Raw genomic sequence first — 24,512 nt, forward strand, 5'->3', positions numbered from 1 at the left:
CCACTTTAGTGGCTCCGCCCGGGCGCTGATCGTGATCGAGCCGCGCCCCGGGGCACGGTCTCAGAGGGTGAGAAGCCAGCGGGCGCCGCCGATCAGCGAGCACAGCGCGACGGCGTGGAAGAGGAACAGCCACAGCACGGGGTGCGTGTGGGTGAGGCGGCCCAGCTGGTCCGCGTCCGAATCCGGCGCGCCGCCGTGCCGCCGCTTGGCCCCCAGCTCGAACACCGGCCGGACCCCGCCCAGCAGCAGGAACCACACGGCCGCGTACGCGAACCCCGCCTGCACCTCGGCCGCGGCGAGCCAGGACACCAGGACGAACGTGCCGCCGACCAGCACCACCGTCAGGGCCCCGTACGCGTTGCGGATCATCACCAGCATCGCCAGCAGCAGCGCGGTCGCCGCCCACAGCAGCAGCGTGATCCGGTGCGCCGACAGCAGCGCGGCCCCGCCGAGCCCCAGCAGCGAGGGCGCCGTGTACCCGGCGGCCGCCGTCAGGATCATCCCGAGGCCGGTGGGCTTGCCGCGGCTGACGGTGACCCCGCTGGTGTCCGAGTGCAGCCGGATCCCGTCGAGCCGCCGCCCCGTCAGCAGCGCCAGCAGGCCGTGGCCGCCCTCGTGTGCGATGGTCACGGCGTTGCGGGACACCCGCCACACCGGGTGCGGCGCGACCAGCGCCAGTGCGGCCAGGCCCGTCACGATCACCAGCCACAGGGCCGGCGGGGTCTGTATGCCCGTGAGCCGGTCCCACAGGCCGGCCGGCGTGGTGCTGTCCATAAAGCGGCGGACTCCTTGCGGTGATGGTCGGAGGGGGCACCTCCCGGCGGTAGCCGGGGGCGACATGGCAGTGTGACAGCCATGTGTGGACGGTATGCAGCGGGCCGGGGGCCCGAGGATCTCGCCCGGATCTTCGGGGTCGAGCGGTGGGAGCCCGAGGAGACCCTGGCCCCCGACTGGAACGTGGCGCCGACGAAGGAGGTCCACGTCGTCCTCGACCGCCCCCTCAAAGACGCCCCGAGCCCGCGTCCGGTTCGCCAGCTGCGCGTCCTGCGGTGGGGCCTCGTCCCGTCCTGGGCCAAGAACCCCGACGGCGCCGCCCGGATGATCAACGCCCGGTCCGAGACCCTCGCCGAGAAGCCGTCCTTCCGCCGCCCCTTCATGCAGCGCCGCTGCATCATCCCCGCCGACGGGTACTACGAGTGGGTCACCGCCCACGACGAGCGCCGCCTGGAGGTCGAGGGGAAGCGGAAGCGGACCCGCAAGCAGCCGTACTTCGTGCTCCCCGCCGACGGTTCCGTCTTCGCCATGGCCGGCATCTACGAGTTCTGGCGCGACCGGACCCTCCCCGACGAGCACCCGCACGCGTGGTGGGCGACCTGCTCGGTGATCACCGCCGAGGCCGAGACCACGCCGCTGGCCGGCGCCCCCGACGGCGGGCCGCGCGCCCTCTCCGAGATCCACCCCCGGATGCCGCTGATGCTCACCCCGGACCGCTGGGACGCCTGGCTGGACCCGGCGAACACCGACGCCGACGGCTCGCTGCAGCAGCTCCTCGCGCCGCCGCCCGGCGGGCTGATGCGCGCCTTCCCCGTCTCCACCGCCGTGAGCAGCGTGCGCAACAACGGCCCCGAGCTGCTGAACGAGCTGGACGCGCCGGAGGAGGGCACCCTCTTCTAGCCCGCCCCCGCCCGCCGCGCCGGGCAGGATGGGGGCATGACCACGCGCACGCGCACCGAGAGCGTCCCCACCCCGGCCGGCGAGGCCCGCATCACCTGGCACACCGCGCCCGGGGCCCGGCTCGTCCTGGCCCTCGGCCACGGTGCGGGCGGCGGCATCGAGGCACGCGACCTGCAGGCGCTGGCCGCCGCCCTGCCCGCCCGCGGGACCACCGTGGCCCTGGTCGAGCAGCCCTGGCGGGTCGCCGGCAAGAAGGTGGCCGCCGCACCCAAGGTGCTCGACGAGGGCTGGCACGGGCTGTGGCCGGCCCTGGAGCGGCCCGGACTGCCCGTGGTGGCGGGCGGCCGCAGCGCCGGGGCCCGGGTGGCCTGCCGGACCGGCGCCGCACTGGGCGCGGCCGGGGTGCTGGCGCTGGCGTTCCCCCTGCACCCGCCGGGCAGGCCCGAGAAGTCCCGGGCCGGGGAGCTGACCGGGGCCGGGCTGCCCACCCTGGTGGTCCAGGGCGGCCGGGACCCGTTCGGGCGCCCGGAGGAGTTCCCGCCGCCGGCCGGGCCCGAGCCGTACGGGATCGTCGAGGTGGCGCACGGCGACCACGGCTTCGCCGTGCCGAAGAAGGCGGACGTGACGCAGGACGAGGCCCTCGCCGTGATCACGGAGGCCGTCGCCGCCTGGCTGGAGGCACTGCCCCGCTGACCGCGTCCGCTGTGCGACCTGACACATACCGCGACCGCCCGTGCCCCCGCGGGAATGCGCGGCCCGACGCTTCTGTTGTGCCGGATGTCGGAACGCACGGGACATCGTCGGAGGAGAGGGAGCGCATGACCCAGGTCATCGGCCAGGACCGTCCGCAGGCTGCCGGTCTGGAATGGACGGTCCTCCCCGCGCCCAAGCGCAGCCCGCTCCGGGCGGCGGACGGCCGGGAAGGTCGACTATTCTCCGATTCGAGCGGGTCCGATATCGGAGCCGTCGCGCAGTCGGAGGAGGTGGGTCCTGTCGCTGGGACCGAGGAAGGCCACGCGGAGGAGACGACCGCCGAGCGCAACGCGCGCTTCGAGCGGGACGCCCTCGGTTACCTCGACCAGATGTACTCGGCCGCGCTGCGCATGACGCGCAATCCGGCCGACGCCGAGGACCTGGTCCAGGAGACGTATGCCAAGGCGTACGCGTCGTTCCACCAGTTCCGCGAGGGCACCAACCTCAAGGCGTGGCTCTACCGCATTCTGACCAACACCTTCATCAACTCCTACCGCAAGAAGCAGCGCGAACCGCAGCGCAGCGCGGCGGAGGAGATCGAGGACTGGCAGCTGGCGCGCGCCGAGTCGCACATGTCGACGGGACTCCGCTCCGCCGAGTCGCAGGCGCTCGACCACCTGCCCGATTCCGACGTGAAGGAAGCCCTTCAGGCCATTCCGGAGGAGTTCCGCATCGCGGTCTATCTTGCCGACGTAGAGGGCTTTGCGTACAAGGAGATCGCGGACATCATGGGTACACCCATCGGTACGGTCATGTCGCGACTGCACCGTGGCCGCCGTCAACTCCGCGGCCTGCTGGAGGACTACGCCCGTGAGCGCGGGCTGGTCCCGGCGGGAGCGGGAGAGTCGAACGACCTGAAAGGCTCGGGCTCATGAGCTGCGGAGAGCCGCACGAGACGGAGTGCTCGGAGGTGCTTGACCACCTCTACGAGTTCCTGGACCACGAGATGCCGGACAGCGACTGCACGAAGTTCGAGACGCATTTCGGCGAGTGCAACCCCTGCCTGGAGAAGTACGGCCTGGAGCAGGCCGTGAAGAAGCTGGTGAAGCGCTGCTGCGGCTCGGACGACGTGCCGAGCGACCTGCGCTCGAAGGTGATGGGGCGGATCGAGCTGATCCGCTCGGGACAGGCGGTGCCCGACCACGACGTCACCGCCGATCCCGCCGCCGGCTGACAGGACGGCGAAACCGAGGGTGACTCCGCCCCCGGGGAAGGCCCTTCGTTCACCCGAAGGCGCCAATCCCCGGGGGCGTTCGCCTGTGGGCGGCGGGTACCCCGCCGGGGTCCGGGCCAGGGCGGACGTGACAGAGTTGATCCCGTCCCACCTGGGTAACCCATGGGTAATGAGCGGCCGTCCGAGTGGGCATGGTTGGATGCCAGTAGGAGCGTCCGTGAGGGTGTCCGCAAGGCTGCACCGTTGTCCCCCAGCCACCGCTGGGGGCGCCCCCAAGCAGGCGGGAATCGTGAGGATCTTCGGGAAGGTACGGCATAGGCCCTCCGCCTCGTGGCGGCAGGCCACCGACCGCGCGTTCACGCTGATCGGCGACGGCCGGTACGAGGACGCGGGTGCGCTGCTCACCAGGGCCGCCGACCTGGAGCCCTGGCTGTCGGAGTCCTGGTTCAACCTGGCCCTGCTGCACAAGTTCCGGCACGACTGGGAGCAGGCGCGGGCCGCCGGCCTGCGGGCCGTGGCCCTGCTGGACCGCGGGACCGGCGCCCCGGACTGGTGGAACGTCGGCATCGCCGCGACCGCCCTGCAGGACTGGCCGCTGGCCCGGCGCGCCTGGCAGGCGTACGGGCTGAAGGTCCCCGGCGACCCGCACGGCAAGGGCGGCGAACCCGTCGGCATGGAACTCGGCAGCGCCGCCGTCCGACTGTCCCCGGAGGGCGAGGCCGAGGTGGTCTGGGGCCGCCGGCTGGACCCGGCCCGCATCGAGGTGCTGTCCATCCCGCTGCCCTCCTCCGGGCGGCGCTGGGGCGAGGTCGTCCTGCACGACGGGGTGCCCAACGGCGAGCGGGTCACCGCCGCCGGCCCCGCCTACCCCGTCTTCGACGAGATCGAGCTGTGGGCGCCGTCCCCGGTACCGACCTGGGTGGTGCTGCTGGAGGCCGCCACCGAGACCGACCGGGACGCCCTGGAACAGCTCGCCTCGGACGCGGGCTTCGCCGCCGAGGACTGGTCGTCCTCGGTGCGGCTGCTGTGCCGCACCTGCTCGGAGAGCGTGATGCCGAGCGGCGAGGGCGACGGCGAGCACCTGGACCCGCACGACCACAGCGAACCCGGCCACCCCGGCCCGCTGGGCCACCGCACGGCCGGCTCCGGCTCCCTGTGGGTCCCCGAGCGCGAATGCGGCATCGCCGCACCGGCCGGCCTGGTCCGCGGGCTGCTCGACGGCTGGGTCGCCGACAGCCCGGACACCCGCGAGTGGCGGGATCTCGAAGAAGTCTGCTGAGCGGGCACCGTAGGCTGTACCGGCACATTGTGAACGGGTGGACTTACGGAAGGCGTACGGCGGACATGGCGCAGCAGGAGAACGAGGTCATCGCGGTGGACGACGACGGTTACGTCGTGGACACCGAGGACTGTGCGGCGCGCGAGCTCGCCCACCGCGAGCGCGGCACCGCCCGTCCGATCACGGTGGTCGGCAACCCGGTGCTCCACAGCGAGTGCAAGGACGTCACCGAGTTCGGCGACGAGCTGGCACAGTTGATCGACGACATGTTCGCCAGCCAGCGGGCCGCGGAGGGCGTGGGCCTGGCCGCGAACCAGATCGGTGTCGACGCCAAGGTCTTCGTCTACGACTGCCCGGACGACGAGGGCGTCCGCCACACCGGCGTCGTGGTCAACCCGAAGCCCGTGGAGCTGCCGGCCGCCTCCCGCGTCCTCGACGACTCCAACGAGGGCTGCCTGTCGGTCCCGACCGCGTACGCCTCGCTGGCCCGCCCGGACTACGCCGAGGTCACCGGCCAGGACGCCCACGGCAACCCGATCAAGGTGCGCGGCACCGGCTACTTCGCCCGCTGCCTCCAGCACGAGACCGACCACCTGTACGGCTACCTGTACATCGACCGGCTCTCGAAGCGGGACCGCAAGGACGCCCTGCGCCAGATGGCCGAGGGCACCCCGCGCTACGAGACCGTCCCGAACGCGTAGCCGGCCGCCCGTCCGCCGCCCGCCCGCCGCGCGGTCCGCGCGGACCCGGGCCACAGTGGAGGTATGGACACCGTCCTGGGCTGCCTGGCGGTCCTGGTCATGATGGCCGTGGTACTCGCCCCGGCCCTGGTCGGCCTGCGGCACGAGCGGGTGGTCGACCGCCTGCTGCGCGAGGCGCGGCGGCACCCGCCGGCAGACCCGGTGTACGGCCTCGGCCCGCGCCTGAACCGCGTCCCGCGCCCGCACCCCCCGCAGGACTGAGGCGGTCCGCTCCACGGAACGCATGAGGGCCCCGGCAGCCGATCACGGCTGCCGGGGCCCTCGCACACGTACCGGGGCGGGCCGACCGGACTAGAAGTCCTCGTCCAGGTCGACCGTGCCCTCGACGGCGACCTGGTAGGCCGACGGGCGGCGCTCGAAGAAGTTCGTCAGCTCCTGGACACCCTGCAGCTCCATGAAGGAGAACGGGTTCTGCGAGCCGTACACCGGCGGGAAGCCGAGACGGACCAGGCGCTGGTCGGCGACGCACTCCAGGTACTCGCGCATCGACTCGGTGTTCATGCCCGGCAGGCCGTCACCGCACAGGTCGCGGCCGAACTGCAGCTCCGCCTCGACGGCTTCCTTCAGCATGTCCGTGACCTGCTGCTGGAGCTCGTCGTCGAACAGCTCGGGCTCCTCCTTGCGGACGGTGTCCACGACCTCGAACGCGAAGTTCATGTGCATGGTCTCGTCCCGGAACACCCAGTTGGTGCCGGTGGCCAGGCCGTGCAGCAGACCGCGCGACCGGAACCAGTACACGTACGCGAAGGCGCCGTAGAAGAACAGGCCCTCGATGCACGCCGCGAAGCAGATCAGGTTCAGCAGGAAGCGGCGGCGGTCGGCCTTCGTCTCCAGCCGGTCGATCTTCTCGACCGAGTCCATCCACTTGAAGCAGAACTGGGCCTTCTCCCGGATCGACGGGATGTTCTCGACCGCGGCGAACGCGGCGGTGCGGTCCTCCGGGTCGGGCAGGTAGGTGTCCAGCAGCGTCAGGTAGAACTGGACGTGCACGGCCTCCTCGAACAGCTGGCGCGACAGGTACAGGCGCGCCTCCGGGGAGTTGATGTGCTTGTACAGCGTCAGGACCAGGTTGTTCGCCACGATCGAGTCGCCCGTCGCGAAGAACGCGACCAGCCGGCCGATCATGTGCTGCTCGGCGGGCGTCAGCTTCGCCAGGTCGGCCACGTCCGAGTGGAGGTCGACCTCCTCCACCGTCCACGTGTTCTTGATCGCGTCCCGGTAGCGCTCGTAGAAGTCCGGGTAGCGCATCGGGCGCAGCGTCAGCTCGAAGCCCGGGTCGAGGAGGTTTTTGTCAGGGGTGGACATTACTGGCAGGCCTCGCAGGACTCGGGGTTCTCAAGGGAGCAGGCCAGCGCCTCGGCGTCGAGGGCCTGCGGGAGGGGCGTGGCGGTCGCCGGGACGGCGGCCTGGACGGCGGCACCGCCGGACGCGGCGCGGGCGATCTTCGTCGCCGGACGCGAGCGCAGGTAGTACGTGGTCTTCAGACCCTGCTTCCAGGCGTACGCGTACATCGAGGACAGCTTGCCGATGGTCGGCGTCTCCATGAACAGGTTCAGCGACTGCGACTGGTCCAGGTACGGCGTACGGGCCGCCGCCATGTCGATCAGGCCGCGCTGCGGGATCTCCCACGCCGTGCGGTACAGCTCGCGGACCTCGGCCGGGATCCAGTTGAAGCCCTGGACCGAGCCGGAGGAGTCGCGCAGCGCCTCGCGGGTCTGCGCGTCCCACACGCCGAGCTTCTTCAGGTCCTCCACCAGGTAGCCGTTGACCTGGAGGAACTCACCCGACAGCGTCTCGCGCTTGAACAGGTTGGAGACCTGCGGCTCGATGCACTCGTACACGCCCGCGATCGAGGCGATCGTCGCGGTCGGCGCGATGGCCAGCAGCAGCGAGTTGCGCATGCCGGTGGTCGCGATCCGGGCGCGCAGCGCGTCCCAGCGCTCCGGCCAGGTCAGCTCGACGCCGTAGTGGTCGGGGTGCAGCACGCCCTGGGCGGTACGGGTCTGCTCCCAGGCCGGGAGGGTGCCGTGCTTCTCCGCGAGGTCGGCGGAGGCCTCGTACGCGGCGAGCATGATGCGCTCGGCGATCCTCGTGGAGAGGGCCTTGGCCTCGGCGGAGTCGAAGGGCAGGCGCAGCTTGAAGAAGACGTCCTGGAGGCCCATCGCGCCCAGGCCCACCGGGCGCCACTTGCCGTTGGAGCGGCCGGCCTCCTCGGTCGGGTAGAAGTTGATGTCCACGACCCGGTCGAGGAAGGTCACGGCGGTCCGGACCGTCTCGTCCAGGCGCTCCCAGTCCATCTCGCCCGTCTCGGCGAGCACGAACGCACCGAGGTTGACCGAGCCGAGGTTGCAGACGGCCGTCTCGCCGTCGTTGGTGACCTCGATGATCTCGGTGCACAGGTTGGAGGAGTGGACGACCGTGCCCGGCAGGGCGGTCTGGTTCGCGGTCCGGTTGGAGGCGTCCTTGAAGGTCATCCAGCCCTGGCCGGTCTGCGCGAGGGTGCGCATCATGCGGCCGTACAGCTCGCGGGCCGGCATGGTCTTCTTGGCCAGGCCCGCCTGCTCGGCCTTGACGTAGGCGGCGTCGAACTCGTCGCCGTACAGGTCGACCAGCTCGGGCACGTCGGCCGGGGAGAACAGCGACCAGTCGCCGTCGGAGTTCACGCGGCGCATGAACTCGTCCGGGATCCAGTGCGCCAGGTTCAGGTTGTGCGTACGCCGGGCGTCCTCACCGGTGTTGTCGCGCAGCTCCAGGAACTCCTCGATGTCCGCGTGCCAGGTCTCCAGGTAGACGGCGGCGGCACCCTTGCGGCGGCCGCCCTGGTTCACGGCGGCGACGGACGCGTCGAGGGTCTTCAGGAACGGGACGATGCCGTTGGAGTGGCCGTTGGTGCCGCGGATCAGCGAACCGCGGGCGCGGATGCGGGAGTACGACAGGCCGATGCCGCCGGCGTGCTTCGACAGGCGCGCGACCTGGTGGTATCGGCTGTAGATCGAGTCGAGCTCGTCCAGCGGGGAGTCCAGCAGGTAGCAGGAGGACATCTGCGGGTGCCGGGTGCCGGAGTTGAAGAGCGTGGGGGAGGACGGCAGGTAGTCCAGGCGGCTCATCAGCCGGTACAGCGAGGCGACTTCCTCGACCGCCTCGATGCCGTCGTTCTCGGCCAGGCCGCAGGCCACGCGCAGCATGAAGTGCTGCGGGGTCTCGATGACCTGGCGGGTGATCGGGTGGCGCAGCAGGTAGCGGCTGTGCAGGGTGCGCAGGCCGAAGAAGCCGAAGCGGTCGTCGGCGCCCTCGCCGAGGGTGTGCTCGACCAGCGCGTCGAGGCGGGTGGCGTGCAGGCGGACGAACTCGGCGGTGCGGTCCGCGATCAGGCCCTCGCGGTGGCCGACCTCGACCGAGGCGGAGAAGGAGGTCGCGCCCTGGCCCGCGGCCTCCTCGGCGACGGCGATCGTCAGGAGGCGGGCCGCGAGCCGGGAGTACGCCGGGTCCTCGGAGATCAGACCGGCCGCGGCCTCGGTGGCCAGCCCGCGCAGCTCGGCCTCGTCGGCGTTCGCGCTGCGGCCGCGCAGGGCGGCGGCGGCGACCCGGCCCGGGTCGGTGTCGGGAAGGTCGGCGGTCAGCTCGGTGAGGGTGCGCAGCAGCGCGGCCCCGGGGCCCCCCTCAGTTCCGTTGTCGGACGGGTCGGACTCGGCGCGCGGTGCGGAAGGCGCGATGGTCACGGGGGGAGCTCTCCCTCGCTCGGCTCCGGGACGGCGGCGGCGCGGGCGCGAGCGGGCGCGCGCGGACAGGGTCCCCCGAGGGCAGCACTGTGCGGCGTCCGCCGGCCCTACCTCGAGGCCCGGACGTGGTCGGCACCCGGTTCGGTCGAGCCGGGCGCGCCGTCGGCAGGTCGTCGGACTTCGGTGACACCGATGGGTGTACTTCATACCGTTGCGGGACAGTTCCGGATTCTCACCGGATTCCCCTGCGGCGACAGCGAGGACGAGCATACATGTGGGGGGAGGTTTCTGTGCGACCCCCTAGATGTTGTGTCCGGCCCTTTGCTGAGCGTGGCCTCACAGCTCCAGTCGGTAGGTGAGCAGCGTCAATGCGGGGATCGGGGACCAGTCCATTTCCGGGGTGCGGACGAAGCCCAGGCGCGCGTAGATCCGCTGGGCGCCCCGCATCGCCGGCTGGGTCGACAGGGTCAGCGCGGTGACCCCGTCGAGGGTGCGGGCCCGCTCTATGCACGCCCGTACGAGGGCCTCCCCGACGCCCGTGCCGCGGGCCTCGGGTGCGACGGCCAGCATGCGGAACTCGGCCTCGTGCGGCCCGGCGACGTCGGCGAGGGGGCTGCCGGGCGGGGCGAAGGTCACCCCGCCGAGCACCTCCCCGTTCCGTACGGCGACGAGCACCTCGCCGGCGGCGGCCCGGCCGGCCACATCGCGCAGGACGTTCAGGTAGGTGTCGTCCTCGTTCTGGTCGAGCAGCCCGTCCCCGGTGTAGGCCTGCCCGGTGATCTCTCCCAGCCGCTCGTACTCGGCGGTCGCGGCCATGCGGATGTCGAAGTCCATGCCGCCGAGTGTGCCGGACGCGGGCAGGCGCCCGGCGCTATCGTCGGGAGTAGCACCGTCGAGGAAGGCGAGCGAGGCGTGACCGTGATGACCGCACACCCCCACATGCCGACCGAGGATTTCGAGTTCATCGCGCGCATAGCGGCTCGCGAGCGGGAGGGGACACGGCTGGAGTTCATCGACGGGGTCATCAGGAGCAAAGCCATGCCGGACGGGGATCACGGGCGGATCATCCAGTGGCTTACGCGGATTTGCATCCAGCACCGGCCCGAACTCTGGCTGCACCAGGGGCAGGGAATCAAGGCGCAGGAGTACCGGGCCGGGCGGGCGATCCCCGACGCCGTACTGGCAGACGAGGACGCTTTCGTAGGACAGGGCGACTGGGTTGGTCCCGAGCCGATCCTCATGGCCGTCGAGGTGACCTCATGGGACTCGGACACGCACCGGCGTGACCACGTCGAGAAGCCCCGGGCCTACGCAGAGACGGGCATCCCTGTTTACCTGCTCATCGACAGGGCCAAGTGTGAGGTCTCCGTCTACAGTCAGCCGAATGGCCGCCGGTATGAGAGCGTTCACGTCGTGCCGTACGGATCGGACATCGCTCTCCCGGAACCTGTTGGCATCACCCTCCAGACCGAGCCGCTCAAGGACTGGGTGCGCTGACGCCCGGCCGTACGCGCGAGGCCCCGCCGGATGGCGGGGCCCCTGTACGTGCGACGCGCGGCGGTGCGGCAAGCGCTCAGCAGCAGCGGAAGCCCTCCCGGGGGTCCGCCTCGCGGGCGTCGGTGCGGGCGCGTTCGAAGGCGCGGCGGGTCATGACCTCGGCGTCCGGATCGTGGGAGCGGGCGTGCGCGACGTACCGGTCGTACGCCGCCTCGCCGGAGAACTCCCGCACGTAGAACCGCGCCTTCGCCAGCGCGCCGCGCACCCCGCCGCCGCTCACGCCACCGGCTCCTTCGTGCGGCCGCCGCCCGAGTCGAGGCCGGCGGCGGCGAGTTCGGCCCGCTCCTGCGGCGTCGCGATGAGCCCGGCCGGGGCGATGATCTTCGACTCGGTCCACGGGACCTCGGTCAGCCGGACCGTCTCGGGGCTGCGGACGGCCCGGATGCAGGTGCGGGCCGCGTCCAGCAGCACGATGACGATCAGGACGGCGAACAGCCCGGCCAGGACGCCGTCCACGGTGGCGTTGGTGACCACCGTGTGCATCTCGTCCATGTTCTTCGCGGGTGCGAGCACCTTCCCCGCTTCGATGCCGTCCTGGTACTTGTCGCGCTGGGCGAAGAAGCCGACCTTCACGTCGTCGGAGAAGATCTTCTGCCAGCTCGCGGTGAGGGTGACGGCCACGTCCCACACCAGCGGGACGCCGGTCACCCAGGCCCACTTCAGCCGCCCGGACTTGACCAGCAGGGTCGTGCAGACGGCCAGGGCCACCGCCGCGAGCAGCTGGTTCGCGATGCCGAACAGGGGGAAGAGCTGGTTGATGCCGCCCAGCGGGTCCTTGACGCCGACCCACAGGAAGTAGCCCCAGCCGCCGACGACGAGGGCGCTGGCCAGCCAGACGCCGGGCTTCCAGCTGACGTCCTTGAAGGACTTGTGCACGTTGCCGAGGGTGTCCTGGAGCATGAACCGGCCGACGCGGGTGCCCGCGTCCAGCGTGGTCAGGATGAACAGCGCCTCGAACATGATGGCGAAGTGGTACCAGAAGGCCTTCATGCCGGCGCCGCCGACGACGGCCGAGAAGATTTCCGACATTCCGAGTGCGAAGGTCGGCGCGCCGCCCGTACGGGACAGCAGGGTGGCCTCCTCGACGTCCTTCGCGGCCTGGGCGAGGAACTCGGGCGAGACGGCGAAGCCGAAGTTCGTGACCGCCTCCGAGGCGGTCTGGACGGTGGTGCCGACGACCCCGCCGGGGGAGTTGACCGCGAAGAACAGGCCGGGCTCGATGATGCACGCGCAGATCATCGCCATGACGGCGACGAAGGACTCGGTCAGCATGGAGCCGTAGCCGATGACCCGGACCTGGGTCTCCTTCTGGATCATCTTCGGGGTCGTGCCCGAGGAGACCAGGGAGTGGAAGCCGGACAGCGCGCCGCAGGCGATGGTGATGAAGACGAAGGGGAACATCGACCCGGCGAAGACCGGGCCGTCCCCGCGGGCGGCGAAGTCGGTGATCGAGGGCATCTTCAGGGTCGGCATGGCGATGACGACACCCAGGGCGAGCATCGCGATCGTGCCGATCTTCATGAAGGTGGAGAGGTAGTCGCGGGGCGCGAGCAGCATCCACACCGGCAGCACCGAGGCGATGAAGCCGTACGCGACCATCCAGATGATCAGCGTCTCCTTCTCCAGGGTGAAGGTGCCGGCCAGCGAGGACTCGGCGACCCAGCCGCCCGCGACGATGGCGAGCAGCAGCAGGGCGACGCCGATGACGGAGACCTCGGTGACCCGGCCCGGCCGCAGCACGCGCAGGTAGAAGCCCATGAACAGGGCGATCGGGATGGTCATGCCGATGGAGAACACGCCCCAGGGCGAGTGCGCCAGCGCGTTGACGATGACCAGGGCGAGCACCGCCAGCAGGATGATCATGATGGCGAACACGGCGACGAGGGCGGCGGCTCCGCCCACCGGGCCGATCTCGTCCCGGGCCATCTGGCCGAGCGAGCGGCCGTCGCGCCGGGTGGAGAAGAACAGGGTGACCATGTCCTGGACGGCACCCGCGAAGATCACGCCGGCGACGATCCAGATGGTGCCGGGCAGGTAGCCCATCTGCGCGGCGAGCACCGGGCCGACGAGCGGCCCGGCGCCGGCGACGGCGGCGAAGTGGTGGCCGAAGAGCACCCGGCGGTCGGTCGGGTGGAAGTCGACACCGTTGTCAAGGCGTTCGGCGGGGGTGGCCCGGGTCTTGTCGACCCGGAGGACCCGGTGCGCGATGAAGCGTGCGTAGAAGCGGTAGCCGATGGCGTACGAGCCGAGCGCGGCGGCGAGCAGCCAGGCGGCGGAGATCTCCTCGCCGCGGGAGAGTGCGAGCACGGCCCAGCCGATGGCCCCGATGAGGGCGACGAGCACCCACGCGGCGATCGACTTCGGGGCCATGCGGGCTGATGCGGGGGGCGAGTCCGGTGCCGTGCCCGAACTCGCCGCGTTCCGCTGGGTGTCTGTTGCTTCCGGTTCCGGCATGATCCTCGTCCCCTCGTTGATCATCTGCGCAAGCGCAGGGAATCTACGGGGACCTGACCGGTGAACATAAGCCCCCGTCCGTATAGCGGAACGAAGTCAACTACGGATCACACGGCGGGGCGCTGGAGTCGGGCAACGAACTTGTATCGATCTCCGCGGTAGACCGAGCGGACCCATTCGACCGGCTCCCCGTCGGCGTCCAGGGAGTGCCGGGAGAGCATCAGCATCGGCAGGCCGACGTCCGTGCCGAGCAGCCCGGCCTCGCGGGGGGTGGCCAGCGAGGTCTCGATGGTCTCCTCGGCCTCGGCGAGCCGCACCCCGTACACCTCGGCGAGGGCCGTGTAGAGCGAGGTGTACTTGGCCAGGGAGCGGCGCAGGGCGGGGAAGCGCTTGGCCGACAGGTGGGTGGTCTCGATGGCCATCGGCTCGCCGCTGGCCAGGCGGAGCCGCTCGATGCGCAGGACGCGCCCGCCCGTGGCGATCTTGAGCAGTCCGGCCAGGGTGTCGTCGGCGGTCACGTAGCCGATGTCCAGGAGCTGCGAGGTGGGCTCCAGGCCCTGCGCCCGCATGTCCTCGGTGTAGGAGGACAGTTGCAGCGGCTGGGAGACCTTGGGCTTGGCCACGAAGGTGCCCTTGCCCTGGATGCGCTCCAGCCGGCCCTCGACGACGAGCTCCTGGAGGGCTTGGCGCACGGTGGTGCGGGAGGTGTCGAACTCGGCGGCGAGGGTGCGCTCGGGCGGGACGGGTGTGCCGGGGGGCAGGGTTTCCGTCATGTCGAGCAAGTGCCGCTTGAGTCGGTAGTACTTGGGCACGCGTGCGGTGCGCGTGGCCGCACCGCCCTCCGGCTCGGTGGTCGCCCCTTCGGTGGCCATCGCCGCCCGCCTTCCCGACTCCAGTTTCGCTGCCGTCACCGGCTCCTCCGATATGTGCGGTCACATGGTGACACGGGTGGGGGGACGGGCCTGAAGTCCTCCCCCAGGTGTCGGTCCGGTAACGGACGCGGCACCCGATCATTAGACCCTTGACACCCCTAAAGGTCTAGGCCAAGCTCCGGTTACTGGTCTACACCAATATGGATCAGATCCCGGCCCCACGGGCAGTACTTGTGCAGTACTCGGTGCATCACCGCGGCGGGCGAGGGAAGTTGCAGGCAGCATCCCTGAGGAGGGTGGCGTGAAGCGCAAGCTCATCGCGGCGGTCGGTGTCGCGGGCATGATGGCCGGTGTTGCGGCGTGCGGCAACGGGGGCGGCGACGACAAGGGCACGGCCGACGCGGGCGGCGCCAAGGAGATCACCGTCTGGGTGATGGACGGCTCCGCGCCGAAGGCCTGGATCGACGAGGTCAACAAGGAGTTCTCGGCCAAGCACCCCGGGGTCACCGTCAAGGTCGAGGTCCAGGCGTGGAAGGGCATCCAGGAGAAGGTCACCACGGCCCTCTCCGAGAACACCCCGCCGGACGTCCTGGAGCTCGGCAACACCCAGAGCGCCGGCTACGCGGTCACCGGCGGCCTCGCCGACCTGACCAAGGAGAAGGGCAAGCTGGGCGCCGACGCCTGGCAGAAGAGCATGCTCGCCTCCGCCGAGTACGAGGGCAAGCTCTACTCCGCCCCGTGGTACGCGGCCAACCGCGTCGTCGTCTACGACAAGAAGGCCTTCGCCAAGGCCGGCGTCACCCCGCCGACGACCCGTGACGAGTGGATCGCCGGCCTGGAGAAGCTCAAGGCCGCCGACCCGTCCACCCAGCCGATCCACCTCCCCGGCCAGAGCTGGTACGTCCTCGCGGGCTTCATCTGGGACGAGGGCGGCGAGCTCGCCGTCAAGGACGGCGGCAAGTGGAAGGGCGGGCTCGGCACCCCGCAGGCGGCCTCCGCGATGGACTTCTACAAGAAGCTCCAGTCCTACTCCACCGCCCCGAAGGACAAGGACGAGGCCACCCCGCAGCAGTCCACCGACATCGTCCCCAAGGGCGGCGTCGCCTCCTGGATCGGTCTCGGCTGGGAGGCCGGCGGTGCGGAGAAGGCCCTGAAGGAGGCGGGCAAGGAGGCCGACTTCGGCTACTTCCCGATCCCGGGCAAGACCGCCGACAAGCCCGGCACCGTCTTCCTCGGCGGCTCGAACCTCGCCGTCGCCGAGCGCTCCAAGAACAAGGAGCTCGCCAAGGAGTGGCTGGCCCTGGCCACCGGCAAGGACCAGATGGCGAAGTACGCCGCCGAGATCAAGGGCGCGTCGCTGCCGAACCAGGCCTCCGCCCACTTCACCCCGGCCGCGGGCTCCTTCGCCGAGGCCATGGGCAAGGCCGGCGTCAACGGCAAGATCACCCCGGTCACCCCGGGCTGGGCGAACGTCGAGACCGAGCCCAACCCGATCAAGGAGTTCATGACCAAGGTCCTCAAGGGCGAGGACGCCGCCAAGGCGGGCGCGGACGCGGACAAGGAAATCGCGAGCCGCGTCAACAAGTAACACCGCTCCAGGCAACACCGCTCCACACCTGCACCGGGGGGTGCGGCGGGCGCCCGGCCGCGCCCGCCGTACCCCCGGCCGCACGGACAGCCGTACGCGGTGGACGCCCGCTGCCGACCCGGGTGCGACGGACGCCGGTCGCCACCGCCAACCGCGAGGAAACCAAGACATGACCGTGCACTCCCAGGGAGCGGCGCCCGCTCCACAGGACGCACCACACGAGTCCGGCGGGCGGCCGCGCACGTCGGGGGCGCCACAGCAGCCGCAGCCCACCGGGGCCGGGGGGAAGGGCCCGAAGAAGGCCTCGAAGAAGGCCTCGAAGAAGGCCTCGAAGAAGGCCTCGAAGGAGGCCCCGTCTCCTCGCGGCGCCACGTCCTCGCCGCCCTCGGGATGGCTGCCGTACCTGCTGATCGCGCCGGCGGTGATCGGCATGGCCGCGCTGCTGCTGTACCCGCTGGCCAAGAACGTCATCCTGTCCTTCCAGAAGGTCGACCGGATCGAGTTCATCCAGCGCAAGGCGCCCTTCCACGGCGTCGAGAACTACACCCAGCTGCTGGGCGACGGGCACTTCTGGACCGTCGTCGTCCGCACCTTCGCCTTCACCGCCGCCAACGTCGCGCTCATCATGGCCATCGGCAGCCTCCTCGGCCTCCTGCTGAACCGGCTGGGGACGTGGATGCGCCTGGTCCTGTCGATGGCCCTGGTGATGGCCTGGGCCATGCCGATCGTCGCGTCCGTGACCGTCTTCCAGTGGCTGTTCGACGAGCAGTTCGGCGTCATGAACTGGGTCATGCGCACGCTCGGCTTCTCCGGCTACGAGCAGCACAACTGGTTCGAGACCGGCTGGTCGACCCTGGTGATCATCACGATCCTGGTGGTCTGGGGCTCCGTCCCCTTCGTCGCCCTCAACATGTACGCCGGCCTGACCACCGTCAGCGCCGAGCTGTACGAGGCCGCGCGGATGGACGGCGCGAACGGCTGGCAGACCTTCTGGCAGGTCGTCTTCCCCAACCTCAGGCCGTTCTTCCTCGTCACCACCTTCCTTGAGGTGATCTGGGTGTTCAAGGCCTTCACCCAGGTCTACGCGATGAACCGCGGCGGCCCCGACCGCGCCTCCGAGACCCTGCCCGTCTTCGCCTTCGTCGAGGGCCAGAGCCAGGGCCACTACGCGCTCGCGGCAGCGATCTCCGTCCTGACGATCGTGATGCTCGTGGTCGTCATGTCCTTCTACTTCCGCCTGATCCTGAAGCAGGAGGAGGAGCAGTGAGCACCACCACCGCCCCGAAGCCCGCGCCGCGGCTGCGCACCCGCCGCCCGCTGCGCCCGGGAGCCGTCGCGAAGAACCTCGCCGCCCTGGTCCTGGCCGCGGTCTTCGTCTTCCCCGTCTACTGGATGTTCTCCTCGGCCCTCAAGCCGTCCGGACAGATCCTCACCAAGGACCCGGTCTTCGTCTTCACCCCGACGTTCCGCAACTTCACCAAGGCCACCGGCGTCGAGCTCTTCTGGACGTACGTGCAGAACAGCCTGCTGGTCACCGTCGGGGCCGTGCTGCTGGCGCTGCTCGTGGCGCTCGCCGCGAGCTTCGCGATCGCCCGCATGAGGTTCAAGGGCCGCAAAGGCCTCGTCCTCGGCGTGATGATGGCGCAGATGGCCCCCTGGGAGGTCATGGTCATCGCGATGTACATGATCGCCCGCGACGCCGAGATGCTGAACAGCCTCGCCCTGCTGACCGCGATCTACTTCGTGATGGTCCTGCCCTTCACCATCTGGACCCTGCGCGGCTTCATCGCCGCCGTCCCGGTGACCCTGGAGGAGGCCGCCCAGATCGACGGCTGCACCCGCGGCCAGGCCTTCCGCAAGGTGATCCTCCCGCTGCTGGCCCCCGGCCTGATGTCCACCTCGCTCTTCGGCTTCATCACCGCCTGGAACGAGTTCGCCATGGTCCTGATCCTGAACAAGGAGAAGACGGCGCAGACCCTGCCGCTGTGGCTGACCCAGTTCCAGACCGCCTTCGGCAACGACTGGGGCGCCACCATGGCCGCGTCCTCCCTCTTCGCGGTCCCGGTCCTGGTCATCTTCGTCTTCCTCCAGCGCAAGGCCGTCGGCGGCATGACCTCCGGCGCCGTGAAGGGATAACGGCCCATGACTGTCCTTGCGCACCGCACCGACACCCTGACCCGCGACGCGCTCGCCGTCCTCCAGCCCGGCTTCGAGGGCACCACCGCCCCCGCCTGGGTGCTGCGCCGGGTCGCCGAGGGCCTCACCGCCGTCGGCCTGTTCGGCCGCAACATCGCCTCGCCGGAGCAGCTCGCCGCGCTCACCGCGCAGCTGCGGGCCGAGCGGGACGAGGTCCTCGTCGCCATCGACGAGGAGGGCGGCGACGTCACCCGCCTGGAGGTCCGCGGCGGCTCCTCCTTCCCCGGCAACCTGGCCCTGGGCGCCGTCGACGACACCGGCCTGACCCGCGGGGTGGCCCGCGAGCTGGGCCGCCGCCTCGCCGAGTGCGGGGTGAACCTCAACTGGGCCCCGTCCGCCGACGTCAACTCCAACCCCGACAACCCGGTCATCGGCGTACGGTCCTTCGGCGCCGACACCGGCCTCGCCGCCCGGCACACCGCCGCGTACGTCGAGGGCCTGCAGGCCGCCGGCGTCGCCGCCTGCACCAAGCACTTCCCGGGCCACGGCGACACCAACGTCGACTCGCACCACGCGCTGCCGCGCATCGACGTGGACCTGGAGACCCTGGCGGTGCGCGAACTGGTCCCGTTCCGGGCCGCCATCGAGGCCGGCACCAAGGCCGTGATGAGCGCGCACATCCTGGTGCCCGCCCTCGACCCCACCCGGCCGGCCACCCTCAGCCCGCAGATCCTGACCGGACTGCTGCGCAAGGAGCTCGGCTACGAGGGCCTGATCGTCACCGACGGCATGGAGATGCACGCCATCGCCGGGACGTACGGCATCGAGCGCGGCTCCGTCCTCGCCATCGCCGCCGGCGCCGACGCGATCTGCGTGGGCGGCGGGCTCGCCGACGAGGCCACCGTGATCCGCCTCCGCGACGCCCTGGTCGCCGCCGTGCGCGAGGGCACGCTCCCCGAGGAGCGGCTCGCCGACGCGGCCGCCCGGGTCCGGGCACTGGCCGAGTGGACCCGCTCGGCCCGGCCCGCCTCCGCCGTGCCGGGCGCGCCGGAGGGGGGCGCGCCCGGCATCGGCCTGGAGGCGGCCCGCCGCGCGCTGACCGTCTCCGGCGTCCCCGGCGTCCCCGGCGTCTCCGGCGGCGGGGTGCCCGGCTCCGCCCCGTACGTCGCCACGCTCGCCCCCGTCGCCAACATCGCGGTGGGCGACGAGACCCCGTGGGGCGTGGCCGCCGAGCTGGCCGCGCTGGTGCCGGGGACCGGGTCGGGCGTGTACCCGCGGGGCGCCGCGGCAGCGGACGTCCTGGCCGCGGCCGGCGACCGCACCGTGGTCGCCGTGGTCCGCGACGCGCACCGGCACCCGTGGATGGCCGAGGTCCTGGACGCGCTGGTCGCGGCCCGGCCGGACACGGTCGTGGTCGAGATGGGGTTGCCGCGGGCCGAGCCGCGCGGGGCCCTGTACATCGCCACCCACGGCGCCGCACGGGTGTGCGGGCGCGCGGCGGCGGAGGCCATCGCGCGCGGTTAGCCGGTGGCGCCGGACCGGCGGAAGGCCGGGCCCCGTGGAGGGGGCCCGGCCTTCCGTCCTTTCCACCGTCCGCCGTTCCGTCCGGCCGTGCGGTCGTCCCGCGGCCTACAGGCCCTGCCAGGCGGGCTTGTTGGCGTAGGTGTGGCGGAAGTAGTCCGCGAGCTTCAGCTTGGAGGCGGCGGCCTCGTCCACGACGACGGTCGCGTGCCGGTGGAGCTGCAGCGCGGAGGCCGGGACCAGCGCGGACAGCGGGCCCTCCACGGTCTGCGCGACGGCCTCGGCCTTGCCCTCGCCGGTGGCGAGGAGGACCAGGTGGCGGGCGTCGAGGATGGTGCCGATGCCCTGGGTGATCACGTGGTGCGGCACCTGCTCCAGGTCGTTGCCGAAGAAGCGCGCGTTGTCGACGCGGGTCTGCTCCGTCAGTGTCTTGATGCGGGTGCGCGAGGAGAGCGAGGAGCACGGCTCGTTGAAGCCGATGTGCCCGTCGGTGCCTATGCCCAGCAGCTGGAGGTCGACGCCGCCGGCCCCGGCGAGCGCCCGGTCGTACTCCTCGCAGGCGGCGACGAGGTCCTCGGCGGACCCGTCGGGGCCCATGAAGGACGCCTCGGCCAGCCCGAGGGGTTCGACGACCTCGCGGAGCACGGTGGCCCGGTAGGACTCCGGGTGCCCGGCCGGCAGGCCGACGTACTCGTCGAGCTGGCAGACGCGGGCCCGGGCGGCGTCGACCTCGCCGGCCCTGACCTTGGCCGTGAGCGCCTCGTAGACGGGCAGCGGGGTAGAGCCCGTCGCCACGCCGAGCAGGGCGTCGGGCTTGCGGCGCAGCAGCGCGGCGATGGCCTCCGCGATGAGCTCTCCGCCTGCCGTGGCGTCCGGGACGATGACAACTTCCACGCGGGGCCTGCCGATCTGGAGTGCGGGTATGTGGTATAGACCAATCTAGCAGAGCCGGGGCCGCTCCGGCCGCGGAATCCGCCCCGGATCCATGGTGGTCCCGAACCCCGCCCCCGGCCTCCCGGCGCCCCGCCCCGCACCCCGCCCGGCGCCGTCAGAGCAGGGCCAACTGGAGGCCTCCCGTCGCGTTCAGGTGCTGGCCCGTCACCCAGCGGGAGTCGGGCGAGGCCAGGAAGGCCACGACGTCCGCGACCTCCTCCGCCGTGCCCAGTCGGTGGAAGACCGACCGGGAGGAGGCGTGCGCCCGCGCCGCGGGGTCCGCCAGCCAGGCCGCGTTCAGGTCGGTGTCCGTGATGCCCGGGCCCACCGAGTTCACGGTGATCGCGCGCGGGGCCAGCTCGGCGGCGAGGGACCGGGTCAGCGCGTTGACCGCGCCCTTCGCGGCGATCGTGGCCAGGATCGCCGGCAGGGCGATGTCCGGGGTGCTGGTCACGTTGACGATGCGGCCGCCGTCGCGCAGCCGGGGCAGCCCGTACCGGATCACGAAGAACGGCGCCTTCGCGTTGAGCGCCTGCACCCGGTCGTAGGTCTCCTCGTCCGTGTCCGCGATGCCCGCGAAGGCCGGGGCGCCCGCGTTGTTGACCAGGACGTCCACCTCCGCGGTGTGCAGCGGGTGGGCCTCGTACGCCGCCCAGAGCGCCTCGGCGTCGCCCGGCACCCCGAGCTCCGCGCGGATCGCGAACGCCCGCCCGCCGGTCGCCGTGATCGCCGCAACCGTCTCCGCGGCCGCCGCCTCGTTCCGCCCGTAGTGCACCGCGACCAGGGCCCCGTCCCGCGCGAGCCGCTGCGCGATCGCCCGTCCGATACCCCGGCTGCCGCCCGTGACCAGTGCCGTCTTCCCTGTGAGCACGCCCATGACGCGCCCCCCTTCGTATTCAGTAGTGGTCGCTACAGAAAGGGACCGTACCAGATTCCATAGCGGCCGCTATAGAATCTCGGCATGGTGACCGGACAGCGCGGCAGGCCCCGCTCCTTCGACCGCGACGCCGCCCTCGACAAGGCGATGCTCGCCTTCTGGGAGAACGGCTACGAGACGACGTCGATCTCCGACCTGACCGCCTCGCTCGGGATCAGCGCGCCCAGCCTCTACGCGGCCTTCGGGGACAAGCGCAAGCTCTTCGGCGAGGTCGTGGCCGTCTACGGCGGCCGGTACGCGGACTTCGCGGCCGTCGCCCTGGCCGAGGAGCCCACGGCCCGCGCCGCGATGGAGCGCATCCTGCGCGAGGCCGCCGAGGTGTACACCGACCCGGCGCACCCGCCGGGCTGCATGGTGATCAGCGCTGCCGTCAACACCACCTCGGAGGAGGTGGCGGAGGCGCTGCGCCAGCGGCGCGCGGCCAGTGTCGCGCTGTTCGAGAGCCGGATCCGGGCGGACGTCGCGGCCGGCGTGCTGCCCGCGCACACGGATGCGGGGGCGCTGGCCCGGTACGCGATGTCGGTGCTCCAGGGGATGTCGCAGCAGTCGCGCGACGGGGCGACCCGGGAGGAGCTGGAGGCGGTCGCGGAACTCGCGGTGCGCGCCTGGCCGCAGTAGGGGGGATCGCTCCGGCCGCAGCGGCGGATTCCTCTGGGCCACGGTGCCGGGGCGGGACCCTCAGCCCGCCCGGCACCGTAGCCCGGAGTACTTACGGCCGGCGGGTGTGCGGTTCCCGGCGGCCGGTTGGGAGGTTGCCTGCGCGGTCAGGGCAGAGCGCGTGGCCCACCTCGATCCGTCCTCCTGTGCGGGGAGGGCGGAAGCTTACGTCAATTGTGGACTAGACCATTCTGTTCTGTCCATCCAATGTCGGGCACCGGAAACCCGTGACTTCCTCCAACAGTACGCGGAGTGGGCCCCTCCTGGATACTCCCGGGTAGTCGCCGTGGGGAAAGTCATGGCCCGAGCCCGGGGTACGCTCGCCACGTGCCCTCCATGAACGACCTCGTACGCCAGCACACCGCTCTCGGTGAAACCGACCTGGAGTGGCTCCACCTGCTGGTCTCGGAGTGGCAGCTGCTCTCCGACCTCTCCTTCGCCGACCTCGTGCTGTGGGTGCCCACCCTCGACGGCACCCGGTACGTCTCGGTCGCGCAGATGCGGCCCAACACCGGGCCCACCTCCTACCAGGACGACATGGTGGGCCACCTGGTGCCGCGCGGCCGGCGCCCGCTGCTCGACGCCGCCCTCGACGAGGGCCGGATCGTGCGCGAGGGCGACCCGGAGTGGCGCGAGGAGGTGCCCGTCCGCGTCGAGTCCATCCCGGTGCGCCGCGAGGGCCGGGTCCTCGGCGTGATCGCACGGAACACCAACCTGCTCACTGTGCGTACACCGAGCCGGCTGGAGCTGACCTACCTGCAGTCCGCCTCCGACCTGGCGCAGATGATCGCGGCCGGCTCCTTCCCGTTCCCCGGACAGCAGGTCGACATGGACGCCTCCCCGCGCGTCGGGGACGGCCTGATGCGGCTCGACGCCGACGGGGTCGTCACGTACGCGTCCCCCAACGCGCTGTCCGCGTACCACCGGCTCGGCCTCGCCTCCGACCTCGTCGGGCAGCACCTGGGCACCATCACCGCCGAACTCGCCCCGTCCCGCGGCCCGGTGGACGAGGCGCTCGTCAAGCTCGCCAGCGGCTGGGCCCCGCGCGAGACCGAGATCGAGGGCAACGGCGGGGTCATCCAGCTGCGGGCCATCCCGCTCAAGCCCAAGGGCACCCGGATCGGCTCCCTCGTCCTGTGCCGCGACGTCACCGAACTGCGACGTCGCGAACGCGAACTGATCACCAAGGACGCGACCATCCGGGAGATCCACCACCGGGTGAAGAACAACCTCCAGACCGTGGCCGCACTGTTGCGGCTGCAGGCCCGACGGATGGATTCGGACACCGGCCGCGAGGCGCTCAACGAGGCCGTGCGCCGCGTCGGTTCGATCGCGATCGTGCACGAGACCCTGTCCCAGAACCTCGACGAGCGGGTGGAGTTCGACGAGATCGCCGACCGCGTGATCGCGATGGTCGCCGAGATCTCGCCGGGCAAGGTGGACTGTCGGCGCATCGGCCGGTTCGGGATCCTGGACGCGGAGGTGGCCACTCCGCTGTCGATGGTGCTGACCGAGATCCTGCAGAACGCCCTGGAGCACGCCTTCACCCAGGGGGAGGGCGGCACGGTGGAGGTCACCGCCGCCCGCAGCGGATCCGGCCGGGCCGACGGCCGGCTGCTCATCACGATCCTCGACGACGGCTCCGGCCTGCCCGAGGGCTTCGACCCGCAGAAGGCAGGCAACCTCGGCCTGCAGATCGTCCGCACCCTCGTGGAGGGCGAGCTCGGCGGCACGTTCGACATGGTGCGGGCGGAGCCGCGCGGCACCAAGGTCGTCCTCGACGTCCCCGTCAGCCCGCAGAAGTAGCGCAACGGCCCGTCACGGAGCGTGACGGGCCGTGCGGGGCGGCATGGCCTGCCGGATGCGGGGCGGCAGTGCGCCCCGGACAGCACTGAGCCCCGGAGGGAACTTCCGGCGGTGGCCGGTGACGTTCCCGTCCGGGGCTCAAGAGCACGGTGCTGAGCGCTACCAGGTGTTACTACGCGCTGCGGCTCGAGGCTCGAAAGTCAATGTCAGGCGCTGGCGTTGCGCGCCCGGTTGCGGGCGGCGCGGCGCTTCATGGCGCGGCGCTCGTCCTCGCTGAGACCGCCCCAGACGCCGGAGTCCTGGCCGGACTCGAGCGCCCACTGCAGGCACTGCTCCATGACGGGGCAGCGGCGGCAGACGGCCTTGGCTTCCTCGATCTGCAGCAGCGCAGGACCGGTGTTGCCGATGGGGAAGAAGAGTTCCGGGTCTTCCTCGCGGCAAACGGCGTTGTGACGCCAGTCCATGGCTGCTCCATCTCCTTGTATTGCGGGCAGGTTGCTTGTGAATGTGAACGCTTTCACGAATCCCCCCGTGAGGGAAGGGCGACCGCCCAGGGGTGGCGGGTGGTCAGTCAAGGACTCGTGGTGGGGTTCTGGCGGTCTTCTTGGGAGCCGGTTCTGCGGGCTGTCCCGATCGCCATGAAGAGATTCGCAAACCTCGGACGGGGATACAACCCCTTCCGGAAAGTTTT

The 24,512-nt window shown here is 71.4% G+C and carries 24 protein-coding genes and 1 riboswitch; of the genes, 14 read left to right on the top strand and 10 right to left on the bottom strand.

Translation table 11 applies throughout. From position 1 onward, the window contains the following. Positions 1 to 60: 60 nt before the first annotated feature. On the bottom strand, positions 61 to 774 hold the full coding sequence (locus tag ACIQUT_RS24400; RefSeq protein WP_403565608.1) for a M50 family metallopeptidase: 714 nt from the start codon (positions 772 to 774) through the stop codon (positions 61 to 63). Positions 775 to 855: 81 nt separating this feature from the next. Between ACIQUT_RS24400 and ACIQUT_RS24405 the strand changes: the two genes are divergently transcribed. The 7 genes from ACIQUT_RS24405 (at position 856) to ACIQUT_RS24435 (ending at position 5,842) form a co-directional block, all read left to right on the top strand. After that, positions 856 to 1,674: an SOS response-associated peptidase gene (locus tag ACIQUT_RS24405; protein ID WP_403565609.1), complete on the top strand. Its 819-nt coding sequence runs from the start codon at positions 856 to 858 to the stop codon at positions 1,672 to 1,674. A gap of 36 nt (positions 1,675 to 1,710) precedes the next feature. Next, complete coding sequence (locus ACIQUT_RS24410; RefSeq protein WP_403565611.1) at positions 1,711 to 2,367, top strand: alpha/beta family hydrolase; 657 nt, start codon at positions 1,711 to 1,713, stop codon at positions 2,365 to 2,367. A gap of 290 nt (positions 2,368 to 2,657) precedes the next feature. Then, positions 2,658 to 3,302: a sigma-70 family RNA polymerase sigma factor gene (locus tag ACIQUT_RS24415; RefSeq protein ID WP_179172889.1), complete on the top strand. Its 645-nt coding sequence runs from the start codon at positions 2,658 to 2,660 to the stop codon at positions 3,300 to 3,302. Further along, on the top strand, positions 3,299 to 3,601 hold the full coding sequence (rsrA, locus tag ACIQUT_RS24420) for a mycothiol system anti-sigma-R factor (RefSeq protein WP_179172862.1): 303 nt from the start codon (positions 3,299 to 3,301) through the stop codon (positions 3,599 to 3,601). The genes ACIQUT_RS24415 and rsrA overlap by 4 nt, the downstream gene beginning before the upstream one ends. A 289-nt stretch (positions 3,602 to 3,890) precedes the next feature. After that, complete coding sequence (locus ACIQUT_RS24425) at positions 3,891 to 4,880, top strand: hypothetical protein (RefSeq protein WP_361089094.1); 990 nt, start codon at positions 3,891 to 3,893, stop codon at positions 4,878 to 4,880. A gap of 65 nt (positions 4,881 to 4,945) precedes the next feature. After that, a complete protein-coding gene (gene def / locus ACIQUT_RS24430; RefSeq protein WP_403565613.1) occupies positions 4,946 to 5,581 on the top strand; it encodes a peptide deformylase in 636 nt (211 codons plus the stop codon). Between the two features lie 63 nt (positions 5,582 to 5,644). Next, positions 5,645 to 5,842 (top strand): hypothetical protein, encoded by a 198-nt coding sequence (locus tag ACIQUT_RS24435; protein WP_403565614.1) that lies wholly within the window; start codon positions 5,645 to 5,647, stop codon positions 5,840 to 5,842. A 90-nt stretch (positions 5,843 to 5,932) separates the two neighbouring features. Here ACIQUT_RS24435 and ACIQUT_RS24440 read toward each other — a convergent pair whose 3' ends face one another. The 3 genes from ACIQUT_RS24440 to ACIQUT_RS24450 form a co-directional block, all read right to left on the bottom strand. Beyond that, on the bottom strand, positions 5,933 to 6,946 hold the full coding sequence (locus ACIQUT_RS24440; protein WP_403565616.1) for a ribonucleotide-diphosphate reductase subunit beta: 1,014 nt from the start codon (positions 6,944 to 6,946) through the stop codon (positions 5,933 to 5,935). Next, positions 6,946 to 9,360 (bottom strand): ribonucleoside-diphosphate reductase subunit alpha, encoded by a 2,415-nt coding sequence (locus ACIQUT_RS24445; RefSeq protein ID WP_403565618.1) that lies wholly within the window; start codon positions 9,358 to 9,360, stop codon positions 6,946 to 6,948. Before ACIQUT_RS24445 ends, ACIQUT_RS24440 begins: the two co-directional genes overlap by 1 nt. A gap of 146 nt (positions 9,361 to 9,506) precedes the next feature. Beyond that, positions 9,507 to 9,647, bottom strand: a riboswitch (cobalamin riboswitch). Between the two features lie 49 nt (positions 9,648 to 9,696). Beyond that, a complete protein-coding gene (locus ACIQUT_RS24450; RefSeq protein ID WP_403565620.1) occupies positions 9,697 to 10,194 on the bottom strand; it encodes a GNAT family N-acetyltransferase in 498 nt (165 codons plus the stop codon). A gap of 78 nt (positions 10,195 to 10,272) precedes the next feature. On the opposite strand from ACIQUT_RS24450, the gene ACIQUT_RS24455 reads away from it, so the two are divergent. After that, positions 10,273 to 10,857 carry a Uma2 family endonuclease gene (locus ACIQUT_RS24455; protein WP_403565621.1) on the top strand — a complete coding sequence of 195 codons (585 nt, stop codon included), beginning with the start codon at positions 10,273 to 10,275 and terminating at the stop codon, positions 10,855 to 10,857. A 76-nt stretch (positions 10,858 to 10,933) separates the two neighbouring features. Here ACIQUT_RS24455 and ACIQUT_RS24460 read toward each other — a convergent pair whose 3' ends face one another. The 3 genes from ACIQUT_RS24460 to ACIQUT_RS24470 all read right to left on the bottom strand — a co-directional run bounded on the left by ACIQUT_RS24460 (position 10,934) and on the right by ACIQUT_RS24470 (position 14,243). Then, a complete protein-coding gene (locus tag ACIQUT_RS24460) occupies positions 10,934 to 11,137 on the bottom strand; it encodes a YbdD/YjiX family protein (RefSeq protein WP_360630894.1) in 204 nt (67 codons plus the stop codon). Beyond that, positions 11,134 to 13,287 (bottom strand): carbon starvation CstA family protein, encoded by a 2,154-nt coding sequence (locus ACIQUT_RS24465; protein WP_403565623.1) that lies wholly within the window; start codon positions 13,285 to 13,287, stop codon positions 11,134 to 11,136. The genes ACIQUT_RS24460 and ACIQUT_RS24465 overlap by 4 nt, the downstream gene beginning before the upstream one ends. A 191-nt stretch (positions 13,288 to 13,478) precedes the next feature. Beyond that, complete coding sequence (locus ACIQUT_RS24470; RefSeq protein WP_179172853.1) at positions 13,479 to 14,243, bottom strand: GntR family transcriptional regulator; 765 nt, start codon at positions 14,241 to 14,243, stop codon at positions 13,479 to 13,481. A 301-nt stretch (positions 14,244 to 14,544) separates the two neighbouring features. Here ACIQUT_RS24470 and ACIQUT_RS24475 point away from each other — a divergent pair, with 301 nt between their 5' ends. The 4 genes from ACIQUT_RS24475 (at position 14,545) to ACIQUT_RS24490 (ending at position 19,491) form a co-directional block, all read left to right on the top strand. Continuing rightward, entirely contained in the window at positions 14,545 to 15,831 is a 1,287-nt protein-coding gene (locus ACIQUT_RS24475; protein WP_403565625.1) for an extracellular solute-binding protein, read from the top strand. 169 nt (positions 15,832 to 16,000) lie between these two features. Then, entirely contained in the window at positions 16,001 to 17,098 is a 1,098-nt protein-coding gene (locus ACIQUT_RS24480; RefSeq protein WP_403565627.1) for a carbohydrate ABC transporter permease, read from the top strand. A gap of 32 nt (positions 17,099 to 17,130) precedes the next feature. Further along, positions 17,131 to 17,967, top strand: coding sequence for a carbohydrate ABC transporter permease (locus ACIQUT_RS24485; protein WP_403565813.1), 837 nt, complete (start codon positions 17,131 to 17,133; stop codon positions 17,965 to 17,967). A 6-nt stretch (positions 17,968 to 17,973) separates the two neighbouring features. Then, positions 17,974 to 19,491 carry a glycoside hydrolase family 3 protein gene (locus ACIQUT_RS24490; protein WP_403565628.1) on the top strand — a complete coding sequence of 506 codons (1,518 nt, stop codon included), beginning with the start codon at positions 17,974 to 17,976 and terminating at the stop codon, positions 19,489 to 19,491. Positions 19,492 to 19,596: 105 nt separating this feature from the next. On the opposite strand, the gene nagB is transcribed toward ACIQUT_RS24490, so the two are convergent. Together nagB and ACIQUT_RS24500 are read right to left on the bottom strand one after the other, a co-directional pair. Beyond that, a complete protein-coding gene (nagB, locus tag ACIQUT_RS24495) occupies positions 19,597 to 20,382 on the bottom strand; it encodes a glucosamine-6-phosphate deaminase (protein WP_403565629.1) in 786 nt (261 codons plus the stop codon). A 154-nt stretch (positions 20,383 to 20,536) separates the two neighbouring features. Continuing rightward, positions 20,537 to 21,298: an SDR family oxidoreductase gene (locus ACIQUT_RS24500; protein WP_403565631.1), complete on the bottom strand. Its 762-nt coding sequence runs from the start codon at positions 21,296 to 21,298 to the stop codon at positions 20,537 to 20,539. A gap of 84 nt (positions 21,299 to 21,382) precedes the next feature. Here ACIQUT_RS24500 and ACIQUT_RS24505 point away from each other — a divergent pair, with 84 nt between their 5' ends. Continuing rightward, positions 21,383 to 21,976, top strand: coding sequence for a TetR/AcrR family transcriptional regulator (locus ACIQUT_RS24505; protein WP_403565633.1), 594 nt, complete (start codon positions 21,383 to 21,385; stop codon positions 21,974 to 21,976). Positions 21,977 to 22,351: 375 nt separating this feature from the next. Beyond that, positions 22,352 to 23,821 carry a sensor histidine kinase gene (locus ACIQUT_RS24510; RefSeq protein WP_403565815.1) on the top strand — a complete coding sequence of 490 codons (1,470 nt, stop codon included), beginning with the start codon at positions 22,352 to 22,354 and terminating at the stop codon, positions 23,819 to 23,821. A gap of 206 nt (positions 23,822 to 24,027) precedes the next feature. Here ACIQUT_RS24510 and ACIQUT_RS24515 read toward each other — a convergent pair whose 3' ends face one another. Then, on the bottom strand, positions 24,028 to 24,285 hold the full coding sequence (locus tag ACIQUT_RS24515; protein WP_003953983.1) for a WhiB family transcriptional regulator: 258 nt from the start codon (positions 24,283 to 24,285) through the stop codon (positions 24,028 to 24,030). Positions 24,286 to 24,512: the final 227 nt, after the last annotated feature.

The organism is Streptomyces sp. NPDC090445 (genome assembly GCF_044769385.1).
Lineage (GTDB): Bacteria > Actinomycetota > Actinomycetes > Streptomycetales > Streptomycetaceae > Streptomyces.

What these genes read in the sequence shown, in the direction of transcription:
- ACIQUT_RS24440 (WP_403565616.1), bottom strand. Translation starts at nt 6,946, where the DNA reads ATGTCCACCCCTGACAAAAACCTCCTCGACCCGGGCTTCGAGCTGACG.
- ACIQUT_RS24510 (WP_403565815.1), top strand. Translation starts at nt 22,352, where the DNA reads ATGAACGACCTCGTACGCCAGCACACCGCTCTCGGTGAAACCGACCTG.
- ACIQUT_RS24465 (WP_403565623.1), bottom strand. Translation starts at nt 13,287, where the DNA reads ATGGCCCCGAAGTCGATCGCCGCGTGGGTGCTCGTCGCCCTCATCGGG.
- ACIQUT_RS24405 (WP_403565609.1), top strand. Translation starts at nt 856, where the DNA reads ATGTGTGGACGGTATGCAGCGGGCCGGGGGCCCGAGGATCTCGCCCGG.
- def (WP_403565613.1), top strand. Translation starts at nt 4,946, where the DNA reads ATGGCGCAGCAGGAGAACGAGGTCATCGCGGTGGACGACGACGGTTAC.
- ACIQUT_RS24470 (WP_179172853.1), bottom strand. Translation starts at nt 14,243, where the DNA reads ATGGCCACCGAAGGGGCGACCACCGAGCCGGAGGGCGGTGCGGCCACG.
- ACIQUT_RS24400 (WP_403565608.1), bottom strand. Translation starts at nt 774, where the DNA reads ATGGACAGCACCACGCCGGCCGGCCTGTGGGACCGGCTCACGGGCATA.
- ACIQUT_RS24480 (WP_403565627.1), top strand. Translation starts at nt 16,001, where the DNA reads ATGACCGTGCACTCCCAGGGAGCGGCGCCCGCTCCACAGGACGCACCA.
- ACIQUT_RS24500 (WP_403565631.1), bottom strand. Translation starts at nt 21,298, where the DNA reads ATGGGCGTGCTCACAGGGAAGACGGCACTGGTCACGGGCGGCAGCCGG.
- ACIQUT_RS24410 (WP_403565611.1), top strand. Translation starts at nt 1,711, where the DNA reads ATGACCACGCGCACGCGCACCGAGAGCGTCCCCACCCCGGCCGGCGAG.
- ACIQUT_RS24435 (WP_403565614.1), top strand. Translation starts at nt 5,645, where the DNA reads ATGGACACCGTCCTGGGCTGCCTGGCGGTCCTGGTCATGATGGCCGTG.
- ACIQUT_RS24490 (WP_403565628.1), top strand. Translation starts at nt 17,974, where the DNA reads ATGACTGTCCTTGCGCACCGCACCGACACCCTGACCCGCGACGCGCTC.
- ACIQUT_RS24505 (WP_403565633.1), top strand. Translation starts at nt 21,383, where the DNA reads ATGGTGACCGGACAGCGCGGCAGGCCCCGCTCCTTCGACCGCGACGCC.
- ACIQUT_RS24515 (WP_003953983.1), bottom strand. Translation starts at nt 24,285, where the DNA reads ATGGACTGGCGTCACAACGCCGTTTGCCGCGAGGAAGACCCGGAACTC.
- rsrA (WP_179172862.1), top strand. Translation starts at nt 3,299, where the DNA reads ATGAGCTGCGGAGAGCCGCACGAGACGGAGTGCTCGGAGGTGCTTGAC.
- ACIQUT_RS24450 (WP_403565620.1), bottom strand. Translation starts at nt 10,194, where the DNA reads ATGGACTTCGACATCCGCATGGCCGCGACCGCCGAGTACGAGCGGCTG.